The sequence below is a fragment of the Duganella sp. GW821-FHT07G03 genome (genome assembly GCF_059418605.1).
The window spans coordinates 122,967-137,651 of sequence record NZ_JBWKQE010000020.1 but is presented as its reverse complement, the minus strand read 5'-3'; the positions used below and the strand labels follow the sequence as shown (position 1 = coordinate 137,651).

At 62.3% G+C, this 14,685-nt stretch carries 16 protein-coding genes; 6 read left to right on the top strand and 10 right to left on the bottom strand.

Annotated features, from left to right (window positions below; genetic code table 11):
- Positions 1 to 237 precede the first annotated feature (237 nt).
- Entirely contained in the window at positions 238 to 639 is a 402-nt protein-coding gene (locus tag AC07OK_RS22925; protein WP_494692446.1) for a hypothetical protein, read from the bottom strand.
- A gap of 183 nt (positions 640 to 822) precedes the next feature.
- Between AC07OK_RS22925 and ppa the strand changes: the two genes are divergently transcribed.
- The gene (ppa, locus tag AC07OK_RS22920; RefSeq protein WP_020705915.1) at positions 823 to 1,365 is read left to right on the top strand and encodes an inorganic diphosphatase; all 543 of its coding nucleotides are present in this window, start codon (positions 823 to 825) and stop codon (positions 1,363 to 1,365) included.
- 53 nt (positions 1,366 to 1,418) lie between these two features.
- Here the strand turns inward: ppa and AC07OK_RS22915 are convergent, their stop codons facing one another.
- The gene (locus AC07OK_RS22915; protein WP_494692445.1) at positions 1,419 to 2,009 is read right to left on the bottom strand and encodes a Crp/Fnr family transcriptional regulator; all 591 of its coding nucleotides are present in this window, start codon (positions 2,007 to 2,009) and stop codon (positions 1,419 to 1,421) included.
- 247 nt (positions 2,010 to 2,256) lie between these two features.
- Here AC07OK_RS22915 and AC07OK_RS22910 point away from each other — a divergent pair, with 247 nt between their 5' ends.
- Positions 2,257 to 2,889, top strand: coding sequence for an HdeD family acid-resistance protein (locus tag AC07OK_RS22910; protein WP_494692444.1), 633 nt, complete (start codon positions 2,257 to 2,259; stop codon positions 2,887 to 2,889).
- 10 nt (positions 2,890 to 2,899) lie between these two features.
- On the opposite strand, the gene AC07OK_RS22905 is transcribed toward AC07OK_RS22910, so the two are convergent.
- The gene (locus AC07OK_RS22905; RefSeq protein ID WP_494692443.1) at positions 2,900 to 4,027 is read right to left on the bottom strand and encodes a GNAT family N-acetyltransferase; all 1,128 of its coding nucleotides are present in this window, start codon (positions 4,025 to 4,027) and stop codon (positions 2,900 to 2,902) included.
- 127 nt (positions 4,028 to 4,154) lie between these two features.
- On the opposite strand from AC07OK_RS22905, the gene AC07OK_RS22900 reads away from it, so the two are divergent.
- From AC07OK_RS22900 to AC07OK_RS22890, 3 genes are all read left to right on the top strand, one after another.
- On the top strand, positions 4,155 to 6,218 hold the full coding sequence (locus AC07OK_RS22900; protein ID WP_494692442.1) for an NAD(+) synthase: 2,064 nt from the start codon (positions 4,155 to 4,157) through the stop codon (positions 6,216 to 6,218).
- A 113-nt stretch (positions 6,219 to 6,331) separates the two neighbouring features.
- On the top strand, positions 6,332 to 6,670 hold the full coding sequence (locus tag AC07OK_RS22895; RefSeq protein WP_020705920.1) for a P-II family nitrogen regulator: 339 nt from the start codon (positions 6,332 to 6,334) through the stop codon (positions 6,668 to 6,670).
- A 45-nt stretch (positions 6,671 to 6,715) separates the two neighbouring features.
- Entirely contained in the window at positions 6,716 to 6,988 is a 273-nt protein-coding gene (locus AC07OK_RS22890; RefSeq protein ID WP_494692441.1) for a hypothetical protein, read from the top strand.
- A 15-nt stretch (positions 6,989 to 7,003) separates the two neighbouring features.
- Here the strand turns inward: AC07OK_RS22890 and AC07OK_RS22885 are convergent, their stop codons facing one another.
- The 5 genes from AC07OK_RS22885 to AC07OK_RS22865 all read right to left on the bottom strand — a co-directional run bounded on the left by AC07OK_RS22885 (position 7,004) and on the right by AC07OK_RS22865 (position 11,907).
- Complete coding sequence (locus tag AC07OK_RS22885) at positions 7,004 to 7,456, bottom strand: GNAT family N-acetyltransferase (protein ID WP_494692440.1); 453 nt, start codon at positions 7,454 to 7,456, stop codon at positions 7,004 to 7,006.
- A gap of 17 nt (positions 7,457 to 7,473) precedes the next feature.
- Positions 7,474 to 9,666: a formylglycine-generating enzyme family protein gene (locus AC07OK_RS22880; RefSeq protein WP_494692439.1), complete on the bottom strand. Its 2,193-nt coding sequence runs from the start codon at positions 9,664 to 9,666 to the stop codon at positions 7,474 to 7,476.
- The gene (locus AC07OK_RS22875; RefSeq protein ID WP_494692438.1) at positions 9,663 to 10,472 is read right to left on the bottom strand and encodes a peptidylprolyl isomerase; all 810 of its coding nucleotides are present in this window, start codon (positions 10,470 to 10,472) and stop codon (positions 9,663 to 9,665) included. The genes AC07OK_RS22880 and AC07OK_RS22875 overlap by 4 nt, the downstream gene beginning before the upstream one ends.
- Before the next feature lie 24 nt (positions 10,473 to 10,496).
- A complete protein-coding gene (locus tag AC07OK_RS22870) occupies positions 10,497 to 11,135 on the bottom strand; it encodes a trimeric intracellular cation channel family protein (RefSeq protein ID WP_217943852.1) in 639 nt (212 codons plus the stop codon).
- A gap of 88 nt (positions 11,136 to 11,223) precedes the next feature.
- Entirely contained in the window at positions 11,224 to 11,907 is a 684-nt protein-coding gene (locus AC07OK_RS22865) for an FMN-dependent NADH-azoreductase (RefSeq protein WP_494692437.1), read from the bottom strand.
- Between the two features lie 115 nt (positions 11,908 to 12,022).
- On the opposite strand from AC07OK_RS22865, the gene AC07OK_RS22860 reads away from it, so the two are divergent.
- Positions 12,023 to 12,925, top strand: coding sequence for a LysR substrate-binding domain-containing protein (locus AC07OK_RS22860; protein WP_494692436.1), 903 nt, complete (start codon positions 12,023 to 12,025; stop codon positions 12,923 to 12,925).
- Here AC07OK_RS22860 and AC07OK_RS22855 read toward each other — a convergent pair.
- Both AC07OK_RS22855 and trxB read right to left on the bottom strand, forming a co-directional pair.
- A complete protein-coding gene (locus AC07OK_RS22855; RefSeq protein WP_494692435.1) occupies positions 12,922 to 13,590 on the bottom strand; it encodes a Smr/MutS family protein in 669 nt (222 codons plus the stop codon). The genes AC07OK_RS22860 and AC07OK_RS22855 overlap by 4 nt on opposite strands.
- Before the next feature lie 4 nt (positions 13,591 to 13,594).
- Entirely contained in the window at positions 13,595 to 14,548 is a 954-nt protein-coding gene (gene trxB, locus AC07OK_RS22850; RefSeq protein WP_494692434.1) for a thioredoxin-disulfide reductase, read from the bottom strand.
- Positions 14,549 to 14,685 lie beyond the last annotated feature (137 nt).

The window sequence follows — 14,685 nt, the reverse complement described above, 5'->3', positions numbered from 1 at the left end:
CGCCATCCAGTTTGAAGACCGGGTGCCGCAGGCTTAAACGAAAACCCGTTTACACAGAATACAGTACACCCCCGCCAGGCTGAAGAAATGTAAGCATTTAGCCCTCACTTTGATCTTGGAACTTTTCCGCTGTCGTGCAATCTTTCAAGCGCATTTTTCGAGTCTCAATATGCACCCACACGGAAACGCAAAGTCCGACGAACATGCCTATCCCGGTAATCGCGTAAAGTAGGGTAGTCATTTTGTATCTCCATTCGCAAGATGTTGATAAGTTACCAAACTTAATAACAGGGAAACGCTAGCGAGACCGATGCTACTTTTTAGCATAGAGATTTTATCTATAAAGTCCTGATTTTTCTCGCCGAGAATGGCCAGCCCATACAGGGCACCATACAAAGCAATAAAGAAGGCGGAGGTACCGTTCAAAATGGTCTTCAGGTTCGCCGCTCTATTCGTGGCATGTTCCAGTTCATTGATAACGGAAATATGTAACACGAGTCCAAGAGTAATGATGTCCGACGCAGCAATGGCAGCGACGGTGTTCGCTTTGACAGCCGTCCACATGAGCAGCCTTGTTGACATGGGGAGTAAGCCGACGAGCAACGTGTACGTGAACCACTTGCTTTTCGAGAAGGTCATATAGCCGCCTGAACGCTTGGCGTTAAACCTTAAGTTTAGGTCAATTACGGTGGTTTGCCATTGAGCCCGCTCACGGTGCCGTAGCGTCTGGCAGACTGTTTTGCAGTGCTGCGCCGCACAAGCGGGCTGTACTTCGCTATAATTACGCGGTTAAACATTTGCCAGCACTTACGAGGAAAACCCATGAGCTTGAACAAAGTATCTTCCGGCCGCGATCTGCCGAACGATTTCAACGTCATCATCGAAATCCCGATGAACGCCGATCCGATCAAGTATGAAGTTGACAAGGAATCGGGCGCGATCTTCGTCGATCGTTTCATGGGCACCGCCATGCACTACCCATGCAACTACGGCTACGTGCCGAACACCCTGTCCGCAGACGGCGACCCGGTCGATGTGCTGGTCATCACCCCGTTCCCGCTGATCCCAGGCGTGGTAGTGCGCTGCCGTCCTGTCGGCGTGCTGAAAATGACCGACGAAGCCGGTGAAGACGCCAAAGTGCTGGCCGTACCAGTCGACAAAGTACTGTCGATCTACAGCCACTGGCAGAAGCCGGAAGACCTGAACGAACTGCGCCTGCGCCAGATCCAGCACTTCTTCGAGCACTACAAAGACCTGGAAAAAGGCAAATGGGTCAAGATCGACGGTTGGTATGGTCCGGATGAGGCCAAAGCAGAGATCCTGAGCGGCGTTGCCGCTTACAAGAAAGAAAACGGCATCGCGTAATTCGCGCTGTCTAGAACAAGAAAGCCCCGAGCGCCAGCGCCAGGGGCTTTTTTTTATCCGCGCGGCGCGCCGCTGGCCGCTTCGGCCTCGCGCCGCAAGCGCGACATGTACTGCGGGGTGATGCCCAGGTAGGACGCGATCGCCCGCTGCGAGATGCGCGCCTCCAGTCCCGGATACTCTTCGCGGAAGGCGGCCAGCCGCTCGTGGGCCGAGGTCTCGCCATTGGTGTAGGCGCGCTGGGCCAGCGTCTGCAGGCCATGCATGGCGATATTGAGATGGTAATGCTGCATCACCTCGTGCTGCGCCCGCAGCTCGCAAGAACGCTTCCAGTCCAGGGTGAAACCGTGGATCGGCGTTTCCGCAATCAGGAACTGTACTGCTGGCTGGCTGGCTTCGCCGTTGATCAGGTCGGTCAGCGTGGTGGCCGATTCGCCTTCGCGGTAGAAGCGCAACGTCACTTCGATGCCGTCGCGGTTGAAGAAGCCGCTGCGCACCACGCCGCTGCTGATCCAGTGCACCTGGGTCGCCGGCACGCCGGCGCGCTGCATGTATTCGCCCTTACGCACTTGGAAAGGCTTGGCGATCGCCGCCAATAAATCGGTTACGTTGCTGTAGGACTCATCGCTGACGTCGATCCGCTTCATCGTGGCGGTCTTGAACCGCTCACGTTGTCTAATAAAATCTGCATTCATGCTTGGCTTGCCACGTTCCTGATAAAACCCTACGAAGGGGCACAGAGTATAGGCCCGATTGAAATTGCTGTGAAGCAAACTGGTTTCATCCTCGGATAGATAGTCGGTAACGCTACCATTTTACCCGCGTTTTGCGGAACCCTTTGCCCGCCGCGCAGGTCTGACACCGGTGGACCTGCGTTGAAGAGGGGAGGTGAGCATGGATGCGAGGCCGATGGTGTTGCGTAGCTGGTGGATGCTGGCGCTGCGCGGCGTGCTGTTGCTGCTGTTCGGCGGACTGGCGTTGTCGATGCCGGGACCGACCGTGTTGAGCCTGGTGGCGATCTTCGCCGTGTACGCGCTGCTGGCCGGGGTGGTCTACCTGACCGGGGTGGTGCGCCACCGGCGCCACGCCACCGGGGCGCATGCGTTCGATTGGTGGTTGTTGCTGGTGCTGGGGCTGGTGAGCATCGCCGCCGGCGTGCTGGCGCTCATGCAGCCGGTGCTGGCGGCGCTGGTGCTGGTGATCGTCATCGGCATCAATGCGATGGTCAGCGGCGTGCTGGATATCATCCTGGCGGTGCGTTTGCGCAGCCACCTGCGCGGCGGCGACTGGCTGCTGCTGGCCGGCGGCCTGGTGTCCGTGATGTTCGGCACCGTGCTGGTGACCGTGCCGAACATGGGCGTGCTGGCGCTGGTCTGGCTGGTCGGCGTGTACGCCATCGTGGCGGGCGTGCTGTATCTGGCGCTGGCTTACCGCGCCTACGGACCGCTGCCGCCCAAGGTGGCCAGGGATGTCCGTGCCGAGCGGCGCGTGGCCGAGCGGCGCATGACGCCGGCCGGCCAGCATTGACGCCCCGGCGTCAGCCGGCCTTGAACGGCACGTGCTCGGCCAGCTCGTCGATGTAGTCGTTCATGGCGGCGGTTTCCTCGCGCAGGAAGTCGGCGATGGCGCCGGCGAAGCGCGGGTCGGCCACCCAGTGGGCCGACCAGGTCGGCGTCGGCACCAGTCCGCGCGACATCTTGTGCACGCCCTGGGCGCCGCCCTCGAAGCGGGCGATGCCGTGGCGGATGCAGTAGTCGATCGATTGCACATAGCAGGTTTCAAAGTGCAGGCCGGAGACGAATTCCAGCGTGCCCCAGTAGCGGCCGTACATGATGCCGCCGCCCACCAGGTTCAGCGCGGCCGCCACCGGCGCGTCGCCGCGCTTGGCCAGCACCATCATCATGCTGTCCGGCGTTTCGCGCAGGATGCGTTCGAAAAATGCCAGCGACAGGTAGGGCTTGGAATAGTGCGCGTGGTAGGTCGACACGTAGCAGTCGTAGAAGAAGCCCAGCACCTCGGCGGTGATCTGCGCGCCGGCCAGATGCTCGAAGGCGATGCCCGCATCGAGCACGCGGCGCCGGTCCTGGCGGATCTTCTTGCGCTTCTCCATCTTCATGCTGGCCAGGAAGGCCTCGAAATCCGCATAGCCGGGATTATCCCAGTGGAATTGCACGCCTTCGCGCAGCATGAAGCCGGCGTCGGCCAGCGCCTGCTTGTCCTGCTGGTCGGGGAACAGGATGTGCAGCGATGAGGTGCCCAACTGGCGCGCCACCTGCAGCGCGGCGCGCGCCAGCAACTGGCGGTCTTGCTGCGTGTGGGCCAGCAGCCGGCTGCCGGTCACCGGCGTGAACGGCACCGCCGACAGCAGCTTGGGGTAGTACTCGATGCCGTTGCGGTGGAAGGCGTCGGCCCAGGCGTGGTCGAACACATACTCGCCGCGGCTGTGATCCTTCAGGTACAGCGGCATGGCCCCGGCCAGCACGTCGCCGCGATGCAGCACCAGGTAGCGCGGGCTCCAGCCGGTGTCGGGCGAGGCGCAGCCGCTCTCGTGCAGCGCGTGCAGGAAAGTGTAGCTGAGCGTTGGATTGTCGCCGGCCAGCGCCTGCCATTGTGCCGGGTCCACGCCGTCCAGTGAGTCGATGATCGTAAATGCTGCTTCTGACACGCCTGCCTCCGGCCTTTAATGTTGGCGCAAGTCTAGCCTATCTGACGCCGATCTGTTGGCGGCGGCACGGCTGTCCCCGTGAGATAATTCGATTTTGCATGTCCCTTGTGCTCGCGAAAGACTACACATGACCTCGAATTTCCTGAATCTGTACACCCACGATTTCGCCCGCGTCGCCATCGCCGCGCCGGTTTGCCGGATCGCCGACCCCGCCTACAACGCGCTCCAGACCATCGCCCTGGCCGAACAGGCCGCCGCACAAGGCGCGGCGCTGGTGGCCTTCCCCGAGCTGGGCCTGTCGGCCTACACCTGCGACGACCTGTTCCACCAGCGCGCCTTGCTCGATGGCTGCCTCGATGCGCTCGACAGCATCGTCGCCGCGTCGGCGCAATGGAAGCTGGCGCTGGTGGTTGGCGTGCCGCTGCGCGTCGAGCACCAGCTGTACAACTGCGCGGTGGTGATCGCCAACGGCCAGATCCAGGGCGTGGTGCCGAAGAGCTACCTGCCCAACTACGGCGAGTTCTACGACGCGCGCCAGTTCAGCAGCGGCGACTACGCGGTCGCCACCGAGTTCGACCTGCTGGGCGAGCGCGTGCAGTTCGGCTCCGGCCTGCTGTTCGAAGTGGCCGACATGCCGCTGTTTAAATTCCACGTCGAGATCTGCGAGGACGTGTGGGTGCCGATTCCGCCGTCGTCGTTCGCGGCGTTGGCCGGCGCCACGGTGCTGGTCAACCTGTCGGCCTCGAACGCGCTGGTGGGCAAGGCCGGCTACCGCAACCAGCTGGTGTCGCAGCAATCGGCGCGCTGCATCTCCGCCTACCTGTACACCTCGGCCGGCACCGGCGAGTCGACCACCGACCTGGCCTGGGACGGGCAGGGCGTGATCTGCGAGAACGGCGAGATGCTGGCCGAGTCCAAGCGCTTCAGCGACGAAGCCACGCTGACCTTTGCCGACATCGACCTGGAGCGCCTGTCGCGTGAGCGCATGCGCATGAACACCTTCGCGCAATCGGTGCAGCGCCACGCGGGCGAAGTGAACAAGTTCCGCACCGTGTTCTTCGAACTGGAGATCGGCCGTGAAGAGCCGCTGGCGCTGAAGCGCTGCGTCGAACGCTTCCCGTATGTGCCGGCCGATGCGCGCCGCCGCGACGAGCGCTGCAACGAGGTCTACAACATCCAGGTGCAGGCGCTGGCGCAGCGTCTGAACTCCAGCAACATCAAGAAGATCGTCATCGGCATTTCCGGCGGCCTCGACTCTACCCACGCGCTGCTGGTGTGCGCGCGCGTGATGGACAAGCTGAACCTGCCGCGCACCAATATCCTGGCCTACACGATGCCCGGCTTCGCCACCAGCGAACGCACGCTGACGCAGGCGCATGCGCTGATGAAGCTGGTCGGCTGCTCGGCGCAGGAAATCGACATCCGCCCTAGCTGCATCCAGATGCTGAAGGACTTGAACCATCCGTATTCGGAAGGGCAGGCGCAGTACGACATCACGTTTGAAAACGTGCAGGCCGGCGAGCGCACCAACCACCTGTTCCGCCTGGCCAATCACCACAACGCCATCGTCTGCGGCACCGGCGACCTGAGCGAGCTGGCGCTGGGCTGGTGCACCTACGGCGTGGGCGACCACATGTCGCACTACAACGTCAACGCCAGCGTGCCGAAGACGCTGATCTCGCACCTGGTGCGTTGGGTCGCCGAGTCCGGCGTGATCGGCCGCAACGACGCGCAAGTGCTGCTCGACATCCTCGGCACCGAGATCAGCCCCGAGCTGGTGCCGGGCACGGCGGACGGCCAGCCGGAGCAGCGCACCGAAAGCACCATCGGTCCTTACGAGCTGCAAGACTTCAACCTGTACTACGTGCTGCGCTTCGGCTTCCGTCCGTCCAAGGTCGCTTTCCTGTCGCTGACCGCCTGGCAGGACAGGGAGAAGGGCCGCTGGCCGGATGGCGACCACGTCACCCGCAACCAGTACGGCCTGGCCGCGATCAAGAAAAACCTGGGTATCTTCCTGGACCGCTTTTTCCGCACCAGCCAGTTCAAGCGCAGCTGCGTGCCGAATGCACCGAAGGTGGGCAGCGGCGGTTCGCTGTCGCCGCGTGGCGACTGGCGGGCGCCGAGCGATGCGCAAAGCGTTGTATGGCTGGAGGAATTACGCTCCATTCCGGTGCAAGAAGCAGGGAATTGACAGGTATTCGCATACGTTGATGGACAGTGCGTGCGCGTCGATTACAATACAAAGTAATCGCTCGCGGCGCGCCCGGCACCAGATTTTCGTTTGAAACAAAATAAGGAGAAGTCATGAAACAGATTACCGCTGTGATCAAACCGTTCAAATTGGACGAGGTGCGCGAAGCACTGGCCGAAGTCAATGTCACCGGCCTGACCGTTACCGAAGTCAAAGGCTTCGGCCGCCAGAAGGGCCACACCGAACTGTATCGTGGCGCCGAGTACGTGGTCGACTTCCTGCCGAAAGTGAAAGTCGAAGTCGTGGTCGACGACGGCGTGGCCGAGCAGGTGGTGGACGCCATCATCAAGGCCGCCCGCACCGGCAAGATCGGCGACGGCAAGATCTTCGTGCAGAACGTTGAACAGGTCATCCGCATCCGTACCGGCGAGACCGGCGCAGAAGCCGTGTAAGCTCGCCGCAGCTGCCCTGCCAGAAATGCCGCCAGCCTGGGTGCGATGTCCGTCGCGCCCAGGCTGGCGGCATTTTTTGTGGCGCGGCGTGCCATCGCTGGCGGTCGCGACGATGTCTATTTCCTTGACGTCGTACATGTTCGACACCAATATGGTGAGCCACCTGGTAAAGGGCCATCCTGTTGTTGGCCGGCGTTTATTGACGGTGCCGATTTGCTGATTGCGAGCCATGCCCTGATCAAGGATGCCATCCTGGTCACGAGCGATCATGCCTTCGCTAAAGTCCCTAAGCTGCGGGTCGAGGACTGGACCCGCTAGCATTTTCGTGAAGGACTATTTCTTAATGGTGTAGGTGTAGAAGAAATCGTCGTCGCGCTCCCAGCCTTCGGCTTCGTAGAGCGCCTGTGCTGTCGTGTTTGTATTGGAGGTTGACAGCGCAAGGCGAATTGCACCGACCGTGCGCGCGAAATCGGCGGCGGCCTTCAGCAGCTTGGCGCCCACACCTTTCCGACGTCCCAATTCATTGACGAACAAGTCGTTCAGAACGTAGATGCGCCCAAGTGAAACGCTGGAGAAGCTCGGATACAGTTGCGTGAAGCCGATGGGATCGGCCCCGTCATGCGCGATAAACAGCACTGACTCGCCGTTGCCGAATCGGTCGATAAGAAATTGCTTTGCTGCGGCGACGTCGCTTTCGCGGCCGTAGAACTGGCGGTAGCCGTCGAATAAAACGGACAATGCTTCAATATCAGTGAGTGCGGCCTGACGAATACTAATTGTGCTCATGCGGGTTCCATTCTAAATTATTCGATAGTGATGTCTTTTGCGCCCCGAAAACCCAGGCCGCCGGAGCGGTCCTTGGAAGGGGCCATCAGCAAGTACTTTCCGTGTTCGTTCAGCTTGTAGGCTTGCGGGAAGTACCAGTATGAATCTTGTGGCTGGTAGTAGCTGCCGCCGCGCAGGATCGCTGTGCGGGTATGCTCATCGGCGAACTCGTTGGTCCATTGCCAGACGCCGCCGATCATGTCCTCGACGCCAAACGGGCTGGCCGCGCCCGGGTGCTGGCCGACCTGCTCCGGTGCCGGAAGGTCGCGCCCCTTGGCCGGTGTCGGGACCATCGCTGCATCCCACTCATTGCCCCATGGGTAGAGGCGGCCATCGTTGCCCTGGCCAGCATACTGCCACTCCCATTCATTTGGCAAGCGCTTGCCGGCCCATAGCAAATATGCGCGGGCGTCTTCCAGCGAAACCCAGGTCACCGGCCGGTTCTCATCGCCGGAACGAGGACTGCCGTTCACCCAATGCTTGAGGAAGTTGTGGTCGTCCTTGGGATGATAGGCGGTCGCGCTGACGAATGCCTTGAACTGGGCGTTGGTGACCGGGTACTTGTCGATGTAAAACGGCTTGATCGTCAGGCGATGCACGTGGCCGCGCCTGGCGGACGGCTCCCAAGGGTACTGCACGTCCAACCCCGGTTTGTTTTCGCCTTCGATTTCAACGCCGTGCACTTGGAAATTAAAAACGGTTCCAGGTATCTTGACCATGCCATCGGGTTGGCTGCGTGCGGGAGGGCTCGCAGCGATCGGTGTCATTTTCTGCGGCAGCGGCTGCCATTCGTTTGAGTAGGCGCGCAATGGCTTGGCGGCCTGCCGCGCCAGGCGCTTCAAGGTGATGTCCAAGTCGGCAATGCTGACATCGCGGTCGACACGCAGCACGGCGCCGTAGCCGTGCGCTTCCAGCTGCATGTTCAGCTCGGCGTAACCGTCGCGGATCAATGGCGCGATTTCCTTGCCGTTCCATACGTCGAAGTAGCGCTGGCCCGGCTTGTGCGAGACGCGCATGATGCTTTCGTTCACGCTCCAGTCGGTGCGATTGATGATCGTCCACAGCGACTTGCCGGCCAACGGAAACTCGCTGGCATACACGCCGTAATGCAGCGTCGGCACGTGTGGCCGCCAGTCGGCGCTGACCAGGTGATCGGGGAAGGCGCGATAGATGGTGGCGATACGCCGCATCGCTTCGCCGTCGCGCGGCGTGAACTGGTTCCACCAGCCCCAGACGTTCTCCCAGCTTTCGATGCCGACGCCATTGAAGAAGGCGTCCTGCAAAATATTGGTGCGGTCGGTGGCCCAGCGGTCGCACACATGCACCATGTGGCGCGGCTCCATCCACTTCCATTTGCTGACCAGTGGCACCAGCGAGGTCGGCCAGTAGCCCCAGCTCTGTTGGTTGTAGGCCAGCATGGCGTCATCCTTGAACGTGAGCTCCGGCTCCAGCGCGACCGGATGGCCGGTGGCGTCGGAGGCGCTGCGGTATTCCAGCGGCAAGCCGTCCATCGTATCGCCGTTGATACCGTCCGCGCCGATCTCCGCCATCAGCGCCGCAGTGGCCTGATGCATGGTCGTGCCGACGTCGCGCGAGCCGGTGTCCCACGGCATGGTGGGGAAGAACACCTTGACGCCGCGCGCGTGGAAATCCTTGATCAGCTGACGAACCCCGGCGATGCCCCCGGGCAGGTCGCGCACCATGTCCCACTGGTTGCGATTGTCGATGCCGATGTTGGGATAGACCGGCCACAGCAGGACGCTGTCGATGCCGCCGTAGCGCTGCTCAAGGTCTTGCAGATAGCGGTCGACGGTGTAGCGTCCGGCGACCGAGTCGTACAGATAGCGGTCCTCCACCATCGCCTGCGGCTGCACGAAATTGCGCTGGGTCCAACGCAGCTCAGGGCGGCGATACTGGGCGTCGTCGTACTGGATTTTGGCCAGCTGCGCGGTGCGCCAGCTGCGCATGGCGGCCAGCCATGCTTCGTGCTTGCCGTTGGGATCGCGCTTCCAGTTGTTCAACCGCGCCAGCCAGTCCACTTCGCCGATATCTTGCTGGTCGGGGCCGGCAATCTGACTGCCTCGCACCTCGATCGGGATGGGTGCCGCCGTGGCAGCCGGCAAGGCCTGCATGAGTGACACAGTCAGCAGCCAAGCTGCGCTTCTGCTCATGGTTCGACCTTCACTGGCACGACGACATCGCAGACGCTGAAATCCGCTTTTTTCTGATGCCTGATCTTATCGATGACTGCGCTCAGGGCTTTGCCTGTCATCACGCTGACCTTGGGCCGTTCGGCTGCTGGCAGATCCTCCAGCAAGCGCACCGAATGCATTAGGTCCGGGTTGGCGGGGGGCTCCCCCTGCTGCAGCGCCAGCAACACGTCCATGCCGACGACCACACGTCCAACCACGGAGTAGGTGTGGTCCAGGCGGCGAACTGCCGCCAGCATGAAATAGAACTCGCTGTTCGCCGAATCCAGCGGCTCGTCGCGCCCCATTCCCATGACGCCAGCGCAATGGGCGCCCCAGGCAATCCGGGCTTGCTGGTCCGCAGGCGTCGGAATGGACTGGAATGGCACGCTACCCAGGAAACCGCTGCCGCCATCGCTGGCATTGCTGGCCCAGACTTCAATGGCCTTGCGCTGATGCTTGAAGGTCATCTCAGGCGCCAGGTTCGGATAGGACGTTTTGCCGCCATCCTTGTTGTTTGGATTGCCGGTCTGTGCGACGAAGTTGCCGATGACGCGGTGGAACTGCAAGCCGTCGTAGGTTTTTTCGCGCGCCAGCATCTTCAACCGGTCGATGGATTTGGGCGCCATGTCCGGACGCATTTCGATGATCAAACGACCCTTGGTGGTATCGATAACGAGCGTGTTTTCGGGATCGAGCGCGCGCCAGGTTTGCTGGGCCTGGCAAATGGGAGTCATGCCGGCAACCAGTAGCCAAGCGATGATGCCGGGTTTGCAAAATAGTCCCATGAATGCCTGTTCTTTCGAAGGTGATCAGTTCTTGTGATAATGGAGGTGCAGTTCGAACTTCCACGTCACCAGCCGCAGCACGGTGATGCAGGCGGCGCTGGCCCACAGCGCGAAGTCGTCGGAGACGTCGGTGTACTGCAGGCCGATGTACATCCAGCAGCCGAAGAAGGCGCAGATGGCGTAGGGTTTGCCGTCGCGGAAGACCATCGGCACCTCGTTGCAGACGATGTCGCGCAGCACGCCGCCGAAGATGCCGGTGATCACGCCCATCATCGAGGCGATGAACAGCGGCATGTGCGCGGCCTGCGCCTGCGACACGCCGGCCACGGCGAACAGCCCGAGGCCGATGGCGTCGGCCACCACGATCAGGCGTTCGGACAAAATCTGGCGCAGGGTGCGCATCAACGGCGCTGCCACCAGCGCCAGGATGAAGATCAGGATCGCGTATTCCTGGTGCAGCACCCAGAACAGCGGCCTTCGGTCGAGCAGGATGTCGCGCAGCGTACCGCCGCCGAACGCGGTGATGAAGGCCACCGTGAACACGCCCACCACGTCCATGCGTTTGCGGCGTGCTTCAACAAAGCCGGAAAACGCGCCCACCAGAATCGCGACAACTTCGATGACTGTGATCAGGGAAACGTGCGGAACAGGGACGTGCTTCATGTAGGCTTCTGGACAAAGTGATGATGCCATAGGTTAACATGACAAACCGACCACGTGTCATCATTCTGCTGTCCATGGCGGCTGACGGCTACGCGGGCCGCCGTTGCGTGCTCAACAGGGTCACCAACTCCGCGACGTGTGACTCTGCCGCCACAAGCGACGCCCTCAATCGTCCGTCGCCGAATTCGTCGAATTCAACGGCCGCCCCGTGCACGTCGGTGATGCCGATATAGCGCAGCGCCGTGGTGATCGACGGTTCCACATGGTTCATATGGGCGATGCGCTGTCCCTGGCTGTAGCCGTAGTCGCCCCGTGAGCTGAGGATGACGAACGATTTGCGCTGCTGGTCCAGCAGCGGCCAGTAGGGCGCGCCGGCGCGGCCGCGGTCGAAGCCGAAGGTGCGGCCCACGCGCACGATATTGTCGATGTAGGCCTTGAACTGCGCCGGCACGTTGAAGTTATACATCGGCACGCCCGCCACGATGATGTCGGCTGCGCACAGTTCATCGATCAGCTGGTCGCTTTCCTGCAGCGCCGCGTGCATCCACGGCAGGCGCTGCTCCGGCTTGGTGAAGGCTGCATGGATCCAGTCGCCCGTCACGTGCTGCGGCGGCTGCACGCCCAGGTCGCGATAGATCACGGTGTCGCCGGGATGCGCCGCCCGCCAGCGGGCGACGAAGCGCGACGTCAGGCGCCGGGTGTGCGAGCCGAACGGCTGGTCTGCGGAATTGCCGGGGCGGGCACTGGAATCGAGGTGTAGCAGTGTGGTCATGATGTAGGTGCGGTATGCTCGCGAGTTGTCGAGCGATGACTATAGGCCGCGCTGTCATGCCCGACAAACCAGCTGAATTGCTGCCGGACGAATTGAATTCACTCGAGGACACACCATGTTTCGTGCTTTACCGGTTATCGCGCTGCGCACTTTCGAATCGTCGGCGCGCCACCTGAGTTTCAAGCTGGCGGCCGACGAACTGGCGGTGACGCCGGGCGCGGTGTCGCACCAGGTGCGCACGCTGGAGCAGTGGCTGGGCGTGGCGCTGTTCGACCGGCTGCCGCGCGGCGTCCGGCTGACACCCAAGGGCGAGACGCTGTTCCACTCGCTGCACTCGGCGCTGGCCGACCTGGCGCAAGTGACCAGCAGCCTGCGCGCGGCGCCCGTGGCGGGCCGCCTGACCTTGACCACCCCCTCGTCGTTTGCCGCGCTGTGGCTGGTCCCCCGCCTGGACCGCTTCTACGCCAGGCATCCGGAAGTCAACCTGCGGCTGGACACGTCGACCGCAACCATCGACTTGCAGCAGGACGCCAGCGTCGATGTCGCCATTCGTTATGGCGGCGGCCCGTATCCGGACATGGTCAGCCCGGGCAGCATGGCCGAGACCTTCGGCGTCTACGGCGCGCCGGGCAGGGTGGATGAGTTGATGGGGCAGGCCGCACCGTCGCTGATCTCGGTCCACTGGGCCAAGTCCACGCTGTACCGGGATAGCTGGCGCGCATGGTGCGACGCGGCCGGCAAGGGGTGGTTGTCAGGGCTGCCTGGTCTGGCGTTGCGGGAGTATGCGGAGGAAATGTATGCCTTGCAGGCGGCGATCGCCGGGCAGGGGCTGGTGATGGCCAGTTCCATCCTGGTCGCCGATACGGTGCAGAGGGGGCTATTGAAGGCCGCGCGGCCGGACCTACAGATCGCCGGCGGCACTTATACCGTGTTGTGCGTACCGGGCCGGGAGCGGCATCCGCCGGTCCAGGCTTTCTTCGATTGGCTGCGCAGCGAGTGGGCAGCCGTTACGTCTTAGCGCTGGACTTGCAACGCGGCGCGCAGCAGCACGATCAACGCACCTTCGCCGCCTTCGGACGGGCGCGCCTGGCAGAAGGCCACGACTTCTTCCTTCTGCACCAGCCAGCTGTGCACCATGGACTTGAGCACCGGCTCCTGGCTGCGGGAGCCAAAGCCGCGGCCATGAATCACGCACACGCAGCGGTGGTTGCGCATGGCCGACTTGCGCAGGAAATCGCCGATGGCGTCGCGCGCGTCGTCGCGGCGCAGACCGTGCAGGTCCAGCTCGTCCTGCACCGGCCAGTGGCCCTTGCGCATCTTCTTCACCACGTCCGGGCCGACGCCGGGAGCGGCGTAGTTCAGCGCCGGATCTTCTTCCAGGTAGTGATCGACTTCGAACAGGTCGGACAGCGACTCGCGCAGCACGGCCGCGTCGTCCTCGGCCTGCGTCAGCTTGCGGGCCGGCGCGGCGGCCGTGGCGGACGTCTTCGGCATCTGCGGCACGTAGCGGTCCGACACCGGCATGCGCTTGACGCCGCCCACGCTGGACTGGAAGATATTCGCTTCCACTGCCTGCACCTTTTCCCGCTTGACGCGTTCCGCCTCGGCGGCGGCGCGCGTGTCGGCCTGCTCCTTGAGCTGCTTGGCCAGCGATTTCAGATCGGCGAAGTCTTTCAGTCCCACGGTATTACTCCTGGCCTTCGAGGTAGCGCTGGGCGTCCAGCGCGGCCATGCAGCCGGTGCCGGCGCTGGTGATGGCTTGACGGTAGATGTGGTCCTGCACGTCGCCGGCGGCGAACACGCCCGGTACGCTGGTGGCGGTGGCCATGCCTTCGGTGCCGGTCTTGGTCTTGATGTAACCGTTGTGCATGTCCAGCTGGCCTTCGAAGATGCCGGTGTTCGGCTTGTGGCCGATGGCGATGAACAGACCATGCACGGTCAGCTCGCTGACGGTATTGCTGTCGGTCGACTGGATCTTGATGCCGGTAACGCCGCTGTCGTCGCCCAGCACTTCCTGCAGCGTGTGGTTGTACTTGATGACGATCTTGCCTTCGGCGACCTTGGCGTTCAGGCGGTCGATCAGGATGGCTTCGGCGCGGAACTTGTCGCGGCGGTGGATCAGCGTCACTTTGGTGGCGATGTTGGACAGGTACAGCGCTTCCTCGACGGCGGTGTTGCCGCCGCCGACCACGGCCACTTCCTGGCCACGGTAGAAGAAACCGTCGCAGGTGGCGCAGGCGGACACGCCCTTGCCCATGAACGCCTGTTCCGACGGCAGGCCCAGGTACTGTGCCGAGGCGCCGGTCGAAATGATCAGCGTGTCGCAGGTGTACTCGTGGCTGTCGCCGATCAGGCGGATCGGTTTCTCTTGCAGCTTGACGGTGTGGATATGGTCAAACACGATGTCAGTATTGAAACGTTCCGCGTGTTGCAGGAAGCGTTGCATCAGGTCCGGGCCTTGCACGCCCATCGGGTCCGCTGGCCAGTTTTCCACGTCGGTGGTGGTCATCAGCTGGCCGCCTTGCTCGACGCCGGTGACCAGCATCGGCTTCAGATTGGCGCGGGCGGCGTAGATAGCAGCGCTGTAGCCGGCTGGGCCGGAGCCAAGGATCAATACACGGGCGTGTTTAGTTGTGGTCATGGAAGGCTTCTTAATATGTTGGATTAATCCGAATTTGGGGGCATTTAATGTGACGGCAAGGGCGACAGCACGGCAGCCGCTATTGCATTCACGAAGGCAATACAAGATTATAGTGCAAGCAGCGCATCAGGATGAAT